This is a genomic window from Pedobacter roseus (assembly GCF_014395225.1).
GTDB classification, from domain to species: Bacteria; Bacteroidota; Bacteroidia; order Sphingobacteriales; family Sphingobacteriaceae; genus Pedobacter; species Pedobacter roseus.
Window position 1 is genome coordinate 2,621,070 of record NZ_CP060723.1, and the last position, 17,247, is coordinate 2,638,316.

Below are 17,247 nucleotides of genomic sequence, written 5' to 3' on the forward strand. Positions count from 1 at the left end.
AGCTTTCGGGCTGCTTTTTTTATGCAATAAAGCTTTGGGTGAGCATAGCTGTTACAATGGCTATACCGAAGCTTAATAAAGTTCCGATCAGTACATATTCGGTTAATTTCAGATCGTGTTTTTCTTTTAGATCGCCAAATCTGAATATCGATTTTGCGGCAAGTAAAAAACCAACGGCCTCAAAATGATTGGTAAGTATAAATAGAAAAATCAATGTCCTTTCCAATATCCCGATGTATTTACCTGCATTCTCTAATGATTTTGGGCTATCAGGCTGATTATCCGGGATCCATTTAGCAATGATCACTTTCATTACAATCGATGTAGGCATGGTTAAAAACAAAGCGCCTGAAATTAGCACCCAGGTATGCGGATCATTTAAAAAACCAACATCCAGGCTTCCTTTGTAAAAAAGATGCCATACCGCCACGATTGAGCTAAAATGTAAAACCTGATCAGCAAAAAAGAGTAAACGGGCATTTTTATTCGTCTGAAAGATTGATTTTAATGCATCAATAATTAAATGGATCACACCTATTGTTAATGCCGTTTTCCAAACATCAAAACTAAAAAAAACAACAAATATCAGGGCCACATGTATCATTACATGCAAATAGAGTTTGGTTGATTTTAATTTTCTTCTTTCCTTATCTTTTACCCAGGCATTTGGCTGCAAAAAGAAATCACCAATTAAGTGGGCAATAATAAGTTTGATTAAATAGATATCCATTATTTCAAAATCGTTTGGTTCAATTTTTTACGGTAAAGCCTGTCCATTTCCATTATTTCGGTATAATGTGCGCGTTTTAGCGCTTCGCTTACCGAAGATTGCGTTCTGCCTGAAATGGCTGCAAGTTCGCTTTGTAACAGGTTTTCATTTTCGAGTGCAAGCTTTACCATTTCTGCGGCTACTACCCCCCAGCTGTCCATGGCAATTAAAGAGAGTTTAATTACCACATTAATTTCCTCGTCAAAATCAGGATAATCTGTTTTAATGGCTAAATTGGTTTTGGCCTGTTTTAAACTATCAAAGGCTGCCCCCGAGTTAATAAAGGCATCTCCACTTGATTCGGAAAGCTTTTTACGCTTGTTTTTTATCCCCCCAATACCAATGCCCATCCTTACGTCGGCAGGTTTGTTTACTCTTATACAAGCTTTTAAATAAGCTGCCACTTTAATTGCATTTTCCGGCTCAACCTCAACCTGAAAACTATCCCCACGAAAGATTTCCCACTTAGCATGTTGCCCTGAAGTTACTTTTAATGCCGTTTTTAAACTCAATAACCAGCTGTCTTTAATCTTTCTCGAACCTACAATATCACCTGTTACAATACAAATCATACTACAATATCGAACTTATTATTCATATTACAAAACTAATATCGGCTAATTAGCCGATATTTCGATTTATCGGGTAATTAGCCGATATTTTAAATTATCGGGTATTTACCCGATATTGATTTAAAACTAATCCATAAATTTATTGTTTAGTAGCTATGGCGTTAATCGAATTTACCAAAAGAGGCATTTACTGTAAGCAGGGCGATTTTTATGTAGACCCCTGGTGGCCTGTAGATTATGCTGTAACCACACATGGCCATAGCGATCACGTGCGGTTCGGGAACAAATATTACCTCTGCCATACTTTAACCAAACCCATCATCAAACGCAGGATCAGTGAAGATTTAAATGTAGAAACCCTGGAATATGGAGAAAGCATTACCCGTAATGGCGTAAACATTTCTTTTTTCCCAGCCGGGCACATTATTGGTTCGGCACAGGTACGCCTGGAATATAAAGGCGAAGTTTGTGTGATTTCTGGTGATTATAAAATTGAAGATGACGGCATTACTGTACCCTTTGAGCCTGTAAAATGCCATTCTTTTGTTTCAGAAAGTACTTTTGGCCTACCGGTTTACAAATGGCAAAAACAGGAAATTGTTTTTAACGGCATCAGGAACTGGGTAAATGATAATATCAATCAACAGAAAACAAGTGTATTGATTGCCTATAGTTTGGGCAAAGCACAGCGTTTAATAAAAAACCTGGCCGGCGATACCCCTATTTATGTACATAACAGTATTGCCAATCTAAATGAAGTGATTATAGAAGCTGGTGTAAACCTTCCAAAAACCATTAGGATTACCCCCGAAACCACTAAAGATGAATTACAAAAAGGAATTGTAATTGTACCGCCTGCAATGCGTGATAGCCGCTGGATCAAAAATTTATCCCATCCGGTTACCGGGATATGTTCTGGCTGGATGCAGGTAAGGGCGCACCGCCGCTGGCAAAGTGCTGATGCTGGTTTTGCACTCAGTGATCATGCCGACTGGCCTGGTTTAATGGAAGCCATTACCGCAACAGGTGCCGAAAAAGTATATGTTACCCATGGCTTCACGGCTGCTTTTAGCCGCTTTTTAAATGATGAGGGTATAGAAGCCGCAGAAGTTTTAACCAGGTTTGGCCAGGAAGACGACGAAGAAAACAAAGTTGATTTAGCCGAGCAAAACGAAAATAAATAGCCATGAAACGTTTTGCAAAACTGATCCAGCAGCTCGAACTGAGCAATAAAACCAACGATAAAATCGCAGCATTGGTTGATTATTTTAACCATGCCGACGATAAGGATAAAGTATGGGTAATTGCTTTATTTACAGGTAAAAAACCTAAAAGACCGATTAAATCGGCCTTACTAAAATATTGGGCGATAGACATTACCGAGACACCCGAATGGTTATTTGCAGAAAGCTACTCCAATGTAGGCGATTTAAGTGAAACCATTGCGCTATTATTGCCCCCTGCCGAAAACACATCAGACTTTCAATTGCACACCTGGATCGAAGAACTGCACGACCTCGAAGGTAAAGATGATGAAACCAAAAAGGATTTCATTTTAAGTGCCTGGAACAAACTCGAAACCCAGGAACGTTTTATTTTCAATAAGTTGATTTCCGGTAATTTCAGGATTGGCGTTTCCAATAAGATGCTTGTAAATGCCCTGGCCAAACAAAGCAGTTTCGATAGTGCGCAGATTATGCATAGCATTATGGGTAAATGGAATCCTTACGAAATCACCTTTCATGAACTAATAAATGGCATCCATGTAAATACCGATAACTCCTGGCCTTATCCTTTTTGCCTGGCTTATGCACTAGAACAGGAACCAGAAAAACTGGGCGATATTTCGGAATGGCAGGCCGAATGGAAATGGGATGGTATCCGCGGGCAGATTGTAAAACGGAACGGCGAGCTTTTTATCTGGAGCCGTGGCGAAGAACTGGTTACAGAACAATTTCCTGAACTGCATTTTATGATCGATGTTTTGCCCGATGGAGTGGTTTTAGATGGCGAAATTTTGGCGGTACAGGATAAACAGGTGTTATCATTCAGTACCTTGCAGCAGCGTTTAAACCGTAAAACGATTAATAAAAAACAGCTTGAAGATGCTCCTATTGGCTTTTTTGTTTATGATATTCTAGAATATGAAGCCAAAGATTTCAGGGAGGAACCTTTAAGCGTAAGGCGAAAAATATTGGAGCAATTGATTGGCGGATTAGATGAAAGTCCGGTGATTATTTCTCCTGTAATCAATTGTAATACCTGGGAGGAACTGGCCGAATTAAGGCAAACTTCGCGGTCGATCAATAGCGAAGGGATCATGCTCAAAAAGCTGAGTTCCCATTACCATAGTGGCAGGAAGCGCGGCGATTGGTGGAAATGGAAAATCAATCCCTACACCGTAGACGCAGTAATGATATACGCTCAAAAAGGAAGCGGCAGAAGGGCAAATTTCTTCACGGATTATACTTTTGCTGTTCGTGATGGAGAAAACCTGGTAACCATTGCAAAAGCCTATTCGGGCTTAACAGATAAAGAAATTAAAGAAGTGAACTCTTTCGTCACCCGTAATGCGATTGAGAAATTCGGTCCGGTACGTACGGTAAAACCTGAACTGGTTTTCGAAATTGCTTTTGAAGGAATTGCGGAAAGTAAAAGGCATAAAGCAGGTTTAGCTTTACGTTTTCCACGTATATTGCGGTGGCGAAAAGATAAAAAAGCAGATGAAATTAACACTTTGGAAGACTTGAGGCAGTTGCTTCAATCTACCTTGTAATGCGGTTTCAAACCTCGCAGGTTTTAAAAACCTGCGAGGTTTGTAGAAAATATTTTTTCCATGATCTGTGTCCTCACAGAACATCATTATCAAAATCAAAATTCGGTCTGTGGAACACAGACCGAGGAGATAGATTTAGTTTGGACAGGTTGCCCAACGATTTTAAACCCGACAGCAGCGGCACCCTTTTTTGCTGGAATATAATTAATGTTAAAAGAAAAATCACAAAAAAGGTAAAGCGTATGGCGGGGCTGCTGTAACCGAAAGACTACTGTTATTGCTTTTCAAAACAATAAAACTTATCAATATAAAACCTATAAGGAAAGACATTAAGTATGGACCAAACCAAAACCAAAGGTTATAAAAAGATAAAAGCCTGGTTAAAGGCTAATAAACGCAGGCCTTTCCAGTTTCAGGAAGATGCCTGGCAGTATTATCTTAATGGCTATAGCGGTTTGGTAAATGCACCTACAGGCTTCGGAAAAACCTTTTCCCTATTTTTAGCGGTGGTGATTGAGGCTTTAAATGCATCAGAAGCCAGTAATAAAAAAGCAAAAGACCGCTTACAGTTAATCTGGATTACCCCGCTCCGCTCCCTGGCCAAAGATATTGCAAGGGCCATGCGCGAAACTTTATTAGAACTGGAGCTAGATTGGCACGTGGGTGTCCGCAATGGCGATACTTCTCAGGCCGAAAAAGTACAACAAAAAAAATCGATGCCCGAAATTTTATTGATTACTCCGGAGAGTCTGCACCTTTTGCTGGCACAAAAGGGCTCTTCTACATTATTCAGAAACCTTAAATGCATTGTTGCTGATGAATGGCATGAACTTTTGGGCAGTAAACGTGGGGTATTAGTTGAGTTAGCAGTTTCGCGAATTAAAGGCTTACAAAAATTAGAGAAAAACCAGTTTTTAAGGATCTGGGGGATTTCGGCTACTATTGGCAATATTGACGAGGCTTTGGATGTGTTAGAACCCAATTTGGAAGCTAAACGCATCATTGTTAAAGCCGATTTAGAAAAGAAAATCGTAATTAAATCCATTATACCCGACGATATTGAGACACTGCCCTGGGCCGGGCATTTAGGCTTGAAACTGGCTTATAAACTTTTGCCGATTATTGAGAAGAGCAAAACAACCTTAATTTTCATCAATACCCGCGGCCAATCGGAAATGTGGTACCAGCATTTACTGAATATCGAACCTGAACTGGCCGGAAGAATTGCGATACACCATGGATCGATAGATTTTGAGCTCCGTAACTGGATTGAAGATGCCTTGCATACCGGGCAACTCAAAGCAGTTATTGCCACCTCATCCTTAGATTTGGGCGTAGATTTTAAACCGGTTGATACCGTTGTACAGGTAGGTTCGCCAAAGGGCGTAGCGCGTTTTTTGCAAAGGGCAGGTCGCTCTGGTCACTCCCCGCATGAAACTTCTAAAATCTATTTCCTACCCACCCATGCCTTAGAACTGGTAGAAGCCGCGGCCATTAAAGAAGCGGCTAAAACGAATAATATAGAAAGCAGGGAGCCATTTATTATGGTATTTGATACCTTAGTTCAATACCTGGTTACATTGGCCATAGGCGATGGATTTGATGATAAAATTATTTACGAAGAAATTAAAAACACCCATGCTTTCAAACTCATTCTCCCGGAAGAATGGACCTGGGTAATGCAGTTTATTACTTCAGGAGGAGATAGTTTAAGTGCTTATACCGAATTTAAAAAGGTAGTAAAAGATGAGGACGGACTTTGGAAAGTAAAAAGCCGTCAATTGGCCATGCGGCACCGTTTACACATAGGTACCATTGTGAGTGACGCCATGCTGAAAGTGAAATTCATTTCGGGTGGATACATTGGCATGGTGGAAGAATATTTTGTTACCCGCTTAAAAGCCGGCGATAATTTCCGCCTGGCCGGAAGGGTTTTGGAATTTATCCAGGTGAAAGACATGACAGTTGTAGTGAGGGTAAGCAAGCAAAAAAACGCCATTTCGCCAAGCTGGAACGGTGGTCGACTACCCTTATCATCCAATTTAGGTTCTGTACTCCGTAAAAAATATAATGAAGCTTTGGATAAAACCCATCAGGACGAAGAACTGGATTCTGTTTACCCATTGTTTTTATTACAGGAGAAACGCTCTCATGTACCTAGAAACGATGAATTGTTAATTGAGCTGATCAACAATAAAGAAGGTTTTCATTTATTTGCCTACCCTTTTGAAGGCCGTTTGGTACACGAGGTTTTAGCGGCGTTAGTCGCCTATCGTTTAAGTAAACTGCTTCCCATCAGTTTTTCCATCGCCATGAACGATTATGGTTTCGAACTGTTAAGCGAAACGGAAATCCCTATGGATGAATCGATTGCCTATGAAGTTTTCTCTCCTAAAAATTTAACGGAAGATATTACATTAAGTATTAACTCTACTGAAATGGCAAGGCGGAAATTTAGGGATATTGCCTGTATTTCGGGATTGGTTTTTCAGGGTTATCCGGGAAAATACGTCGCAAATAAACACCTCCAGTCATCGGCAGGTTTGTTTTTTAATGTTTTTAGTGATTACGACAAACATAATTTACTTTTGCGACAGGCTTATGATGAGGTTTTTTATCAGCAGCTGGAAGAACCCAGGTTAGCAGCCGCTTTAGAAAGGATTCAGAACGGAGCGATTATCATCACCAATCCGAAAAGTTTTACCCCACTTTCTTTTCCAATAAAAGTAGATAGTTTGCGGGAGAATATGAGTTCGGAAGAGTTAGAACAAAGGATTGCCAGAATGAAGGCTGAATCAGAGAAAATTAAATAAAACATATAAATTATTTTGAACAATATAAAGCATTTAAGAAGATATAAGTAATTATGTGATGGCACTATACTTTATATTTCTTAAATGGTGAAATTTTTACGCATTATTAATGAACATTACAAGCCAGGGTGAGGAACTGATTTTAGATAAAGAAAGGGCTTTATTTTTACCCAAACATCAACTTTTAGCAATAAGCGACCTACATTTGGGCAAATCGGCACATTTCCGTCAGGCTGGCCTGCAGGTACCCGCCACCATTGCACAAACAGATTTACAGCGCCTAAGCCTACTGATTAAGCACTATCATCCAAAAACATTATTAATTAATGGCGACATGTTCCATCACGGCCTAAACACAGATATTGAAGAATTTGCCGAATGGAGAAAACAATATCAGCAACTGGATTTTTTATTGGTAAAAGGTAATCACGACAGGCTATCTCATGCGAATTATGCTGCAATGAACATCAATATACATGAGCCCAGTTTTTGCTTAGGTCCATTTTGCTTTATACACGATGCACCCAATTGTACTGAAGAAGAATTATATCCCATTAGCGGCCATATTCATCCTGGAGTTACCATTGTAGGTAAAGCAAAGCAAAGATTGAAATTTCCGTGTTTTTATTTCGGCAAGGACTACGCCGTACTTCCTGCTTTTAGCTTGTTTACGGGACTTTATAATATTTATCCAAAAACAAGCGAACGTATTTTTGCAATTACACCAAAAAGTGTGGTAGAAGTTTAATATTTAAGCGTGCGCATCAATTACCTGCTTCAGTTGAGACGCCTGTAAAACGCCACTTTGCCTCCAAACCTGTATCCCGTTTTTAAAAAGAATTAAGGTTGGAACGCTTTGAACATTGAACGAAGAAGCAGCAGTTTGATTCTTATCGATATCTACTTTAATGATGGAAACTGAATCGCCAACTTGCGCCTTTAACTGCTCTAAGATCGGCTTCATCATTTTACACGGGCCGCACCATTCTGCAAAAAAATCAACCAACACAGGCTTATCGCCATTAATTAAATCTGAAAATTTAGCCATGATATTTGTCTTTATTTAGAAACAAAGATTAACTGGATTGGTTTTAAACGAAAATTCGTCATTGCGAGGAGGAACGACGAAGCAATCTTCAAATAGTGGTTCTTAGAAACTTTCAATCAATAAGATTGCTTCGTCGGCTGAAAAAGCCTTCTCGCAATGACGAATATCTGAATTTAAGCACTTACAGGCAATTCTGCCGCTAAGGCAGTAACCCAATTATCAAATAAAGCTTTTTCGATTTTAATTACTTCAGCTGCATGGTTTTCCCAATCATCAGAAAAGCTAACCAATTGGTTCATCATTTCTTCCAAATGGCCTTCTTCCTCCAGAATGATCGATTTCACATTTACCTTACTTTTCGCTTCATCTAAAACGGCTTGGTAAATTGGATACAGCTCATCAGCACGTACTTCAATGGCATAGGTAACAAATAAATATGCAGCAAACTTTAAGTCGTAACCTGACAGATTAAACACAGCTTTTAAATAACGGCAAACCGCTATGTCCAAAGCATGTAAATAGTATTTGGTATGGTTCGGAGAAAGCAGTTCGGCATTGGTGTAGGTTTTACAAAGTGCCTCATCAACCTTCGAAATCTGTTTTTTTAAGTAATAGGCGTGTCTGTGTTCCTCTGCCGCATGTTTGAGGATGATCAGGTTTACATTTTCTTTATGCTCAGAAGCTGAAATCTTCTTTGCACCTGCATTTTCCATATAAGATAAGGTATTTAACCATTTGGCATGCAATACATTATCTGAAACTATCGATTTTAAATTTGAAGCTAACATTCTTAATTGTTAAACTGGTAAATTGCTGGCATTAAACCAACTTAAAAATTTAATTGAAACTGTAAACTGATTAAATCTCTCTATTCAGGTCCCAGCTTTCTAAATAATCGGCTACCCTACGTACAAACATACCACCTAATGAACCATCTACTACCCTATGGTCGTAAGATAAAGAAAGGAACATCATGTGTCTGATCGCAATCACGTCACCGTGTTCGGTTTCTAAAACTGCCGGTTTCTTTTTAATGGCACCAACTGCTAAAATAGCTACCTGTGGCTGATTGATAATCGGTGTGCCCATTACGTTTCCGAAGCTACCCACATTGGTTAATGTAAAGGTTCCGCCCTGTGTTTCATCAGGCTTTAATTTAGAATTTCTTGCCCTAATGGCTAAATCGTTAACCGCTTTTGTCAGGCCAACCAGGTTTAGCTGATCGGCATTTCTGATTACAGGAACAATTAAATTTCCACTTGGTAAAGCCGCAGCCATACCGATATTGATATTGCCCTTTTTGATAATCTGTGTTCCGTTTACCGAAACATTGATCATCGGGAAATCTTTTATTGCTTTTGCAACAGCCTCTACAAATATTGGTGTAAAGGTTATTTTTTCATTTTCGCGTTTCTCGAAACTGTTTTTTACTTTATTGCGCCATAAAACCATATTGGTTACATCGGCTTCAACAAACGAAGTTACATGCGGCGAGGTGGTTTTACTCATTACCATGTGATCGGCAATCAGTTTACGCATCCTGTCCATTTCTATAATTTCGTCGGCACCACTTACGCTGGTGGTAGAGGTTTTATTAGAAGAAGGTACAGCTTCAGAAGTTTGAGCAGTTTTAGGTACTGCTGTTTCGCTTACAGGAGGTGCAGGTGGAGTTAATATCACCGTCTTAGTTGCAGCAATTGCTCCTCCGTTTTTATTGGCAATATAATCCAGCAGATCGTCTTTATTTAAGCGGCCATCAGCACCTGAGCCTTTAATCGCATCTAACTCTGCCAACGCGATATTTTCCTGGGCGGCGATACTTTTCACCAATGGAGAATAAAAACGTTCAGAAGCACTGAAATCAGTTGCTACTGCTTTGTTTTCAGATGGAAGCTGCTCGATACCAGGAATGGTTTCTACTTTTTCTTCTGCTTTTGGTGTTTCAGCAACAGGTGTTTCAGCAGTTGGATGCTCTCCACCTGCTGTTTCTATAATGGCAATTACATCGCCAACCTGGGCAACATCATTTTCCTGAAATAACTGTTTTACCAATTTACCTGCTACAGGGGAAGGAACTTCAGAATCTACCTTATCAGTAGCGATTTCGAGAATGGTATCGTCTAAATCGATAGTATCACCCGGTTGTTTTACCCATTTAATCACCGTTGCTTCCGCAACACTTTCACCCATTTTTGGTAACAATAGTTCGTATTGAGCCATATTAAATTACAGTATTTTATATTGGTAACGCCACAAAAATACAGTTTTTATTCTTTCTAAACTGCTTCTTTAAGTAGATTTAATAGCATGGTTAATGCAGATGCTGCCGAACGCTCGATGTTCTGGATACGTTTGTTACTGAAATTAAACACCTTAGCCACCGTTTTATGCTTTGAAGAAATTGCAATCCATACCGTACCTACAGGTTTATCTTCTGTTCCACCATCCGGACCAGCAATACCACTAACCGCAATAGCATAATCGGTTTTAAAATGTTTTATGGCACCTTCGGCCATTTCGGTAACGGTTTGCTCGCTTACCGCGCCAAAAGTGCTTAACGTGCTTTCTTTTACCCCAAGAATAGATTCTTTTAACTCATAAGCATAAGCTACTGCCCCGCCCCAATACACTGAAGAACAGCCGGGATGTTGGGTAATTAAATGTGCAATATAGCCACCAGTACAACTTTCTGCTGTTGACAAAGTTAAACCTTTCTCCTTCATAATGTTAAGGATTGCTTTTTCCAAAGCAATATCTTCATCAATTACCACAAATTGATTTACTTTGGCAATAATCTGTTTGGCATAAACCTCAACCTCAGCTTTTAATTTAGCTTCATCATTTCCTTTAGCAGATAACCTCAAACGAACCTGACCTAATTTTGGCAGATAAGCCAATTTAATATGAGGCGGCAGACTGTCTTCAATTTCTTCGATTTCTTTGGCTAAAAACGATTCACCAATATTTGCGGTTAGAATAGTTTTATGTACAATAGATGGAAGTTTGAACCTGCTGGTAATCCTTGGCAGGATTTCGTCGTCCATTAAATACATCATTTCGTAAGGTACACCGGGCATAGAAACAAAAATCCGGTCATTTTGCTCAAACCACATACATGGTGCCGTGCCGTTTCTGTTTACAATTACTTCGCAGCCATCAGGAACATCAGCCTGTTGAATATTAACATCCAGTAAGGGACGTTTGTATTTCTCAAAAATCTGACGGACCATTTCAAGCGCCCCGGCATCATTGCGGAAACCCATATTAAAATATTTCGCCAGTGTTTTTTTGGTGATATCATCTTTAGTCGGACCTAAGCCACCGGTAATTAAAATAATATCAGCCCGTTTTTCGGCCTGTGCTAAAGCTTCAAGAATATGTTGTTCATCATCAGAAACTGAAGTAATCTGTTTCACGGAAACACCGATCAGATTTAACTGTTTGGCCATCCAGGCAGAATTGGTATCTACAATTTGGCCAATGAGAATCTCATCGCCAATGGTAATAATTTCGGCTAGCATAAATTTATCGGTATGTGCTGTAAAAACCTTGTCTTTTGCTCAATTTCAAATCCTGCAATATTGATGCCTTCACTTTGATGGTTACTGAATAACTTTTATAAGCCCCGTAAGGAACCCAGTTTACACTCATATCCCAGCAATGCAAATCGCGGTATATAGCCAGGTTCATCGGCGTTAAACCATTATTCTTAAAATCATAACCGGAGTTAAACGTCACCTTCCATTTTGGTGTTAAGTTAACATCGCCATTAAAGTTTAAGGTATTTGAAGTTGTAGTCGTATTTCCATCATTAGAATACTGGAAACTATAAGAGAACGAGAAATTCCACGGAATGTTAAAATCAACAAATGCATTCGGATCTCGGCTTATGGCAGCCAGTTGCTCCGATTGAATATCCGTTAAACCTTTTTTATTGGCCGCTTCACCCAACTTATCGTTAGCTTCATTTTTACGTTTTAAAGCCTCCGGATTTAAGCTGTAATCAAAAGAGAAACCAAAATTGGCCAAACGTGGTAAAAATTTACCCGACTGCCAGAAATAACGGTCCTGTCTGATCCTTAATGTAGAACCAGGTATCGTATCTGCAGTAAGCGAATAAGGATCTAATGTACCGTTATAGTTGATGCCCAATTTATCCGTAAACTGCGAACGCCCGCTAAAACCGATAGTAGATAATTTATACGAAGTAGCCAGGAAATTATATGATCCGCTAAAACTTAAACCCTGAATGATAGGGATTTTTTTAGAGCCTGTACCGGTTGTATCATTTTTATTCCGGACTTTCAATTCGACGGTATTATCCAATCCAAAACCAATGGAGGCATTAGGCCCACCGAAAGATCCGGGCTGTGCCATACCATCAAATATGGAATATTTTAAAGGTAGTCCGTTCACTAAAATCGGATCACCATTTTGATTGATTGCAGGCCTGTAAGGCCCTGATCCAGCTTTAGTAAAATCAGGAGAATAAGAGAATGAAACATTTGGTGTCATCACATGCCTTAAAGCCTGGATTTTCCCCTGTGGGTTAAAATCTCTTCTTCCATAGATTTTAGTCGATAAACTGGTTGATAAACTATAACTACCAGCTCTTTTAAAACCACTTAACGTATCTTCTCTAAAGCTATAGGTATTATCAGCAAATTCTGTATATCTTCTGTTTACACTCTGGAAATTCCAAACCTCGTTATAAGTACCGCCTAAACTAAAATTTAAATATTTTAGGGCAGTAAACGACATATTTACAGGAATACTATGAGAAAAACCACTTCTTAAACGCTTTAAACCATCGTTTTGGAATAGCAAACTATCAAAAGTATCAATCCGGTTGGTTCCTTGTAAGCTATAGCCTACTGTTATTTTCTGATACCATTTTTGCTCCCCAACGGCATTTTTCGAGCTAAAAGGGTTAAAGGTAGGTACGTTAAATGTTACTTCGGGCAACCTTAAAGATATGGCCCTGGTACTTAAGGTTTGATCACTTGAAGCCGCCATAGAGAAGTTCATACCATTTGAAAAGGCTTTGGCATAACTGATACTACTACTTGTAGAATTTGTTGCAATGGTATTTATATCGTAAGTAGTACCTGCTGCTGTGTTTTTGTAATAACCTTTTCTTCCGGTTGATACCAACCTTACGCTCGCGCTGAACGTAGTACCAGGATTGGCATTGGCATTTTGGCTATGACTCCAGTTAATACTAAAGTTTTTGGTTGGGTTAGCAAATGCTTCAGTACCTTCTAAACCATCCTTAAAACTCGAATAAGATAAATTAATGTTACCGTTGTATTTATAGCGTTTGGTGTAATTACTCAATACACTGGTTTCGTAAGAACCATTGGTATAAATTGATCCCATTAATTTGGCATCCCAATAATCGTTCAACCCAAGGTAATATCCCCCGTTCTGAAGGAAAAATCCCCTGGTGGCATCTTCACCTGGTGTGGGCAAAATAACACCGGAGGTACGTTTATTCTGCTTGGGGAAAAATGCGAACGGAAGCCCTAAAAAGGTGGGTATATCCTCAATAATCATGTAAACCGGTCCGGTAATGATCTGCTTCTCCGTTACCACACCTTTAGATATCATTAATCCAAAGTGAGGATGCGGCAAATTACAGGTACTGTACATCACATTTTTAATGTGCAGCTCATCATCGATCTGTTTTTTACTTTGTCCACCAGAAAAGAATCCACCCTCCTGTTCAGAGAAAACACCATAAACTTTGGCCCGTGTGGTTTCTGAATTGTAAAAAATTGAATCAGCGATTGCGGTACCATCAGCACCAGATTTAAAAATCGGTCTACCCGTATATCTTCCGGTTTTTGGATCCTTAACACCCCTTGCAAAGATGGTATTCTGCTTTTTATCATATTTAATGTAACTCGCATCTAGCTCAAAATCACCATAGATAACCCGGGCGTTGCCGTATAGATAAACAATGTTTTTATCAGCACTCATTTTTACGGAGTCCTCCGCTTTGTACTCCACTTTTTGATCGATACTGCTGTTATTTTTGCCCGTTTTTTTGGTCGTATCCTTTTTTGTGGTGTCTTGCTGAATAATCTGTTGCAATGAAAAACGAGAAAATGCGTTAGCTTTACCAACAACAAGTGTTAATAAAATGACAGAAATTAGTAAAATAGAGCTCTTAAGAAGTTTCAAATTCGTATTTGAATGTTATTTTTGCACAAATGTTTAATCAAAAACGTTCAAAATTAGTGAAAAATATACCATTGATGTATCTTAAATCCATTTTAACATTTATTATTTGTTTAGTATTATCAAATACAATTGATAATCAAGCCTTTGCGCAAGAATATAAAATTAAAACAATTGTAATTGATGCCGGTCACGGCGGCAAAGACGGCGCCACGCATGGCGTGTATTCAAAAGAAAAAGACGTTGCGCTTAAAACTGCACTTAACCTCGGCAAGGCTTTACAAGACAGTTTGAAAGATATTAAGGTAATTTACACCAGGCAAACTGATGTGTTTATTCCTTTATACGAAAGGATCAACATTGCCAATAATGCAAAGGCAGATTTGTTTATCTCCATCCACTTAAATGATATGCCTGTGCGGGTTTCGAGGGTGGTTGATTATTATAAAAAAGTGCGTGGCAGAAAAGTTCCGGTTTACCGCACGGTTACTTCGAAAAGCACTTCTACCAGGGGAACAGAAACTTTTGTATCGGGTACAGGTCGTTTAGGCGAACAGGATGAGGTAATTAAAAGGGAAAATGCGTCAATGTTCCTCGAAGATAACTACCAGAAAAACTATGAGGGTTTTATCGCAAATACGCCTGAAAACGATATTATGTTATCTTTAATGAAACAAACCAATAGGGATAGGAGTTTAAAGTTTGCTTCGATGTTACAGCAAGAGTATGTTAACGCTGGCCGTATCAACCGTGGTGTGCAGGAAAAAAGCCTTGCGGTTCTGGCTCGTGCAGCCATGCCGGCAGTATTAACTGAAATTGGTTTTGTGAGCAATCCGGAAGATGAGGACTACATGAACTCGGAAGAAGGACAGAACGAAATTGTAGGCGGTATCATCAGGGCAATTAAAAATTATAAACGCATAGCCGAAACATCATTTTAATCACCGATAAATGAAGATTAAACTTCTGATAACAATACTTTTCCTCTCAATTTTTGCTTTTAAACAATCATCTGCCCAAGGCTATAAAATTAAAACCATCGTAATCGATCCAGGCCACGGCGGTCGGAAACCTGGTGCTTCGGGCAGTTTTACCAAAGAAAAAGATATTTCGTTAAAAGTTGCATTAAAACTGGGCGAACTCATCAAAGAAGAACTGCCTGAAGTTAAAGTAATTTTTACCCGTAAAACAGATATTGATGTTGACCTCTACCGCCGTGCAGAAATTGCAAACGAGGCCAATGCTGATCTTTTTATTTCTGTTCATTGCAATTCGATGCCTCCGGGAAACAAACATATTAAAGGAGTAGAAACTTTGGTAGCAGGTTCGCACCGGTTAAAAGAGCAGGATGCTGCCATCCGTGAGAACGCCGATATTAAGCTGGAAAAGAATTACAAAAGCAAATATGATGGTTACGACCCCAGTAACCCCAGTAGTTTTATCCTTTTGTCGCTATTAAAAAACACCTTTCGTGATAAAAGCATTAAATTTGCGAAACTGATACAGAACAGTTACATCAGCAGGGATGAAAGATTTAGCCGTGGCGTTAAAGAACAGGGCGTTCTGGTATTGCAGCGTTGCGGGATGCCGGCTGTTTTAACAGAGGTAGGTTTTATCTCGAATACTGAAGAAGAAAAATATATTAATTCGCAAAAAGGTCAGAGTGAAATTGCTAATTCTATTCTTGAAGCAATAAAAACATATAAAAAAAATATTGAAGTTAAATAAGTGGCATTATAAATGATAGTTATTTTAACTTTACAAAAAATATAATCAGGTACCAAACAAAACAATTGCGTAAGCTTTGTGTATTTATAAAGTTTAACGTTACAAAAAAGAATTGCGCTCCAGCAGATTTTAAGGACTAACTAAAATCTGCAGCCATTAAATAAAAACACTTATGAAGATTAAGAACGAAACCAAAGTAGGTATTTTAGCCGCATTTGCGATAGCTTTACTAATTATTGGATATAATTTTTTAAAAGGTAACTCCATTTTCTCAAACGAAACAACATTATTTGCAAGATATACAAGGGTTGATGGTTTAACTGTTTCTAAACCCATATTAATTAACGGTTACCAGATAGGTCGCGTTGCAAAATTACAATTAGAGCCGGGAGGTACAATTTTAGCTACTTTAAGCATTAACAGTAAATATGAGATTCCTGAAAACAGTATTGCCCGTTTAGAGGGTACCGATCTTTTGGGTAGTAAGGCAATTGTGATGTCGTTAGGTAACTCTAAAAAAATGGCTGAAGATGGTTATACTTTAAATGCGAATGTAGAAAAAGGATTAATGGAGCAGGTTCAGCCGGTACAGAAAAAAGCGGAACTGATTATTGGTAAAATGGATTCTATTTTGAGCAGTGTTAACTCTATCCTGAACCCTAGTTTTCAGAAAAACGTTGATAAAAGCTTTAACAGCATTGCAGGTACTTTGGCTTCATTAGAAACGACCTCTAAAAAAGTTGATGGCCTGGTAGGTTCAGAAAGTAAACGTATTGAAGCAATTTTTAGAAATGTTGAAGGCATTACCGCTAACTTAAATAACAACAACCAAAAAATCAGCGATATTTTAACCAATATCAATACCGTTACCGATAAGTTTGCTGCTGCTAATTTTAAGCAAACCTTAGATAATGCGAACAATGCCATAGCCGATTTACAAAGCGTAATTTCGGGTATTAAGGGCGGAAAAGGTAGTTTAGGTTTATTGTTGAACGATGATAAAATGTATCAGAATTTAAACAATGCTTCAAAAAACCTGGATGAGTTGATGATCGATTTAAAAGCAAATCCTAAACGTTACGTTCACTTCTCGGTATTTGGAGGTGGAAACAAAAAAGACAAGTAATTAATTTTTATAAATCAGAAAGTCCTGCGGTTTCTAATTGCAGGACTTTTTTGTGCGCTATTTTTTTTGTCACGGAGGCACGGAGTTGTTTATTCGATCGTCATTCCCAACTTGATTGGGAATCGTAATGCAAGCGTTTTAAGATTCCCGCATGCGCGGGAATGACGACACGTACTAAGTGGATTTGATCTATGGTAGCGGAGTGCAACATAATCGGGAGCACGACCATTCT

14 protein-coding genes are annotated in these 17,247 nt (G+C 38.8%); 7 read left to right on the forward strand and 7 right to left on the reverse strand.

The annotated features are described in order from the left end of the window. Positions 1 to 19 precede the first annotated feature (19 nt). Together H9L23_RS10940 and H9L23_RS10945 are read right to left on the reverse strand one after the other, a co-directional pair. Positions 20 to 730: a DUF3307 domain-containing protein gene (locus H9L23_RS10940; protein ID WP_187594988.1), complete on the reverse strand. Its 711-nt coding sequence runs from the start codon at positions 728 to 730 to the stop codon at positions 20 to 22. Beyond that, positions 730 to 1,341 (reverse strand): SatD family protein, encoded by a 612-nt coding sequence (locus H9L23_RS10945; RefSeq protein WP_187594989.1) that lies wholly within the window; start codon positions 1,339 to 1,341, stop codon positions 730 to 732. Before H9L23_RS10945 ends, H9L23_RS10940 begins: the two co-directional genes overlap by 1 nt. A gap of 155 nt (positions 1,342 to 1,496) precedes the next feature. Between H9L23_RS10945 and H9L23_RS10950 the strand changes: the two genes are divergently transcribed. The 4 genes from H9L23_RS10950 (at position 1,497) to pdeM (ending at position 7,678) form a co-directional block, all read left to right on the forward strand. Then, the gene (locus tag H9L23_RS10950) at positions 1,497 to 2,525 is read left to right on the forward strand and encodes a ligase-associated DNA damage response exonuclease (RefSeq protein ID WP_187594990.1); all 1,029 of its coding nucleotides are present in this window, start codon (positions 1,497 to 1,499) and stop codon (positions 2,523 to 2,525) included. A gap of 2 nt (positions 2,526 to 2,527) precedes the next feature. Next, positions 2,528 to 4,117 (forward strand): ATP-dependent DNA ligase, encoded by a 1,590-nt coding sequence (locus tag H9L23_RS10955; RefSeq protein WP_187594991.1) that lies wholly within the window; start codon positions 2,528 to 2,530, stop codon positions 4,115 to 4,117. Between the two features lie 335 nt (positions 4,118 to 4,452). Next, the gene (locus H9L23_RS10960; protein ID WP_187594992.1) at positions 4,453 to 6,930 is read left to right on the forward strand and encodes a ligase-associated DNA damage response DEXH box helicase; all 2,478 of its coding nucleotides are present in this window, start codon (positions 4,453 to 4,455) and stop codon (positions 6,928 to 6,930) included. Between the two features lie 109 nt (positions 6,931 to 7,039). Next, entirely contained in the window at positions 7,040 to 7,678 is a 639-nt protein-coding gene (gene pdeM, locus H9L23_RS10965) for a ligase-associated DNA damage response endonuclease PdeM (RefSeq protein ID WP_187594993.1), read from the forward strand. Between the two features lie 3 nt (positions 7,679 to 7,681). On the opposite strand, the gene trxA is transcribed toward pdeM, so the two are convergent. The 5 genes from trxA to H9L23_RS10990 form a co-directional block, all read right to left on the reverse strand. Continuing rightward, positions 7,682 to 7,978 carry a thioredoxin gene (gene trxA / locus H9L23_RS10970; RefSeq protein ID WP_187594994.1) on the reverse strand — a complete coding sequence of 99 codons (297 nt, stop codon included), beginning with the start codon at positions 7,976 to 7,978 and terminating at the stop codon, positions 7,682 to 7,684. 173 nt (positions 7,979 to 8,151) lie between these two features. Next, entirely contained in the window at positions 8,152 to 8,766 is a 615-nt protein-coding gene (locus H9L23_RS10975) for a hypothetical protein (RefSeq protein WP_025146244.1), read from the reverse strand. A 70-nt stretch (positions 8,767 to 8,836) separates the two neighbouring features. After that, positions 8,837 to 10,198, reverse strand: a complete 1,362-nt coding sequence (locus tag H9L23_RS10980; RefSeq protein ID WP_187594995.1) for a dihydrolipoamide acetyltransferase family protein — start codon at positions 10,196 to 10,198, stop codon at positions 8,837 to 8,839. A gap of 56 nt (positions 10,199 to 10,254) precedes the next feature. Continuing rightward, the gene (locus H9L23_RS10985; RefSeq protein ID WP_187594996.1) at positions 10,255 to 11,499 is read right to left on the reverse strand and encodes a competence/damage-inducible protein A; all 1,245 of its coding nucleotides are present in this window, start codon (positions 11,497 to 11,499) and stop codon (positions 10,255 to 10,257) included. A gap of 4 nt (positions 11,500 to 11,503) precedes the next feature. Next, entirely contained in the window at positions 11,504 to 14,164 is a 2,661-nt protein-coding gene (locus H9L23_RS10990) for a putative LPS assembly protein LptD (protein ID WP_187594997.1), read from the reverse strand. A 74-nt stretch (positions 14,165 to 14,238) separates the two neighbouring features. On the opposite strand from H9L23_RS10990, the gene H9L23_RS10995 reads away from it, so the two are divergent. The 3 genes from H9L23_RS10995 (at position 14,239) to H9L23_RS11005 (ending at position 17,015) form a co-directional block, all read left to right on the forward strand. Beyond that, the gene (locus H9L23_RS10995) at positions 14,239 to 15,102 is read left to right on the forward strand and encodes an N-acetylmuramoyl-L-alanine amidase family protein (protein WP_187595466.1); all 864 of its coding nucleotides are present in this window, start codon (positions 14,239 to 14,241) and stop codon (positions 15,100 to 15,102) included. Positions 15,103 to 15,112: 10 nt separating this feature from the next. After that, positions 15,113 to 15,889, forward strand: coding sequence for an N-acetylmuramoyl-L-alanine amidase family protein (locus H9L23_RS11000; protein ID WP_187594998.1), 777 nt, complete (start codon positions 15,113 to 15,115; stop codon positions 15,887 to 15,889). Between the two features lie 172 nt (positions 15,890 to 16,061). Beyond that, positions 16,062 to 17,015, forward strand: a complete 954-nt coding sequence (locus H9L23_RS11005; protein WP_187594999.1) for an MlaD family protein — start codon at positions 16,062 to 16,064, stop codon at positions 17,013 to 17,015. Positions 17,016 to 17,247 lie beyond the last annotated feature (232 nt).

What these genes read in the sequence shown, in the direction of transcription:
- H9L23_RS10940 (WP_187594988.1), bottom strand. Translation starts at nt 730, where the DNA reads ATGGATATCTATTTAATCAAACTTATTATTGCCCACTTAATTGGTGAT.
- H9L23_RS10945 (WP_187594989.1), bottom strand. Translation starts at nt 1,341, where the DNA reads ATGATTTGTATTGTAACAGGTGATATTGTAGGTTCGAGAAAGATTAAA.
- H9L23_RS10950 (WP_187594990.1), top strand. Translation starts at nt 1,497, where the DNA reads ATGGCGTTAATCGAATTTACCAAAAGAGGCATTTACTGTAAGCAGGGC.
- H9L23_RS10955 (WP_187594991.1), top strand. Translation starts at nt 2,528, where the DNA reads ATGAAACGTTTTGCAAAACTGATCCAGCAGCTCGAACTGAGCAATAAA.
- H9L23_RS10960 (WP_187594992.1), top strand. Translation starts at nt 4,453, where the DNA reads ATGGACCAAACCAAAACCAAAGGTTATAAAAAGATAAAAGCCTGGTTA.
- pdeM (WP_187594993.1), top strand. Translation starts at nt 7,040, where the DNA reads ATGAACATTACAAGCCAGGGTGAGGAACTGATTTTAGATAAAGAAAGG.
- trxA (WP_187594994.1), bottom strand. Translation starts at nt 7,978, where the DNA reads ATGGCTAAATTTTCAGATTTAATTAATGGCGATAAGCCTGTGTTGGTT.
- H9L23_RS10975 (WP_025146244.1), bottom strand. Translation starts at nt 8,766, where the DNA reads ATGTTAGCTTCAAATTTAAAATCGATAGTTTCAGATAATGTATTGCAT.
- H9L23_RS10980 (WP_187594995.1), bottom strand. Translation starts at nt 10,198, where the DNA reads ATGGCTCAATACGAACTATTGTTACCAAAAATGGGTGAAAGTGTTGCG.
- H9L23_RS10985 (WP_187594996.1), bottom strand. Translation starts at nt 11,499, where the DNA reads ATGCTAGCCGAAATTATTACCATTGGCGATGAGATTCTCATTGGCCAA.
- H9L23_RS10995 (WP_187595466.1), top strand. Translation starts at nt 14,239, where the DNA reads ATGTATCTTAAATCCATTTTAACATTTATTATTTGTTTAGTATTATCA.
- H9L23_RS11000 (WP_187594998.1), top strand. Translation starts at nt 15,113, where the DNA reads ATGAAGATTAAACTTCTGATAACAATACTTTTCCTCTCAATTTTTGCT.
- H9L23_RS11005 (WP_187594999.1), top strand. Translation starts at nt 16,062, where the DNA reads ATGAAGATTAAGAACGAAACCAAAGTAGGTATTTTAGCCGCATTTGCG.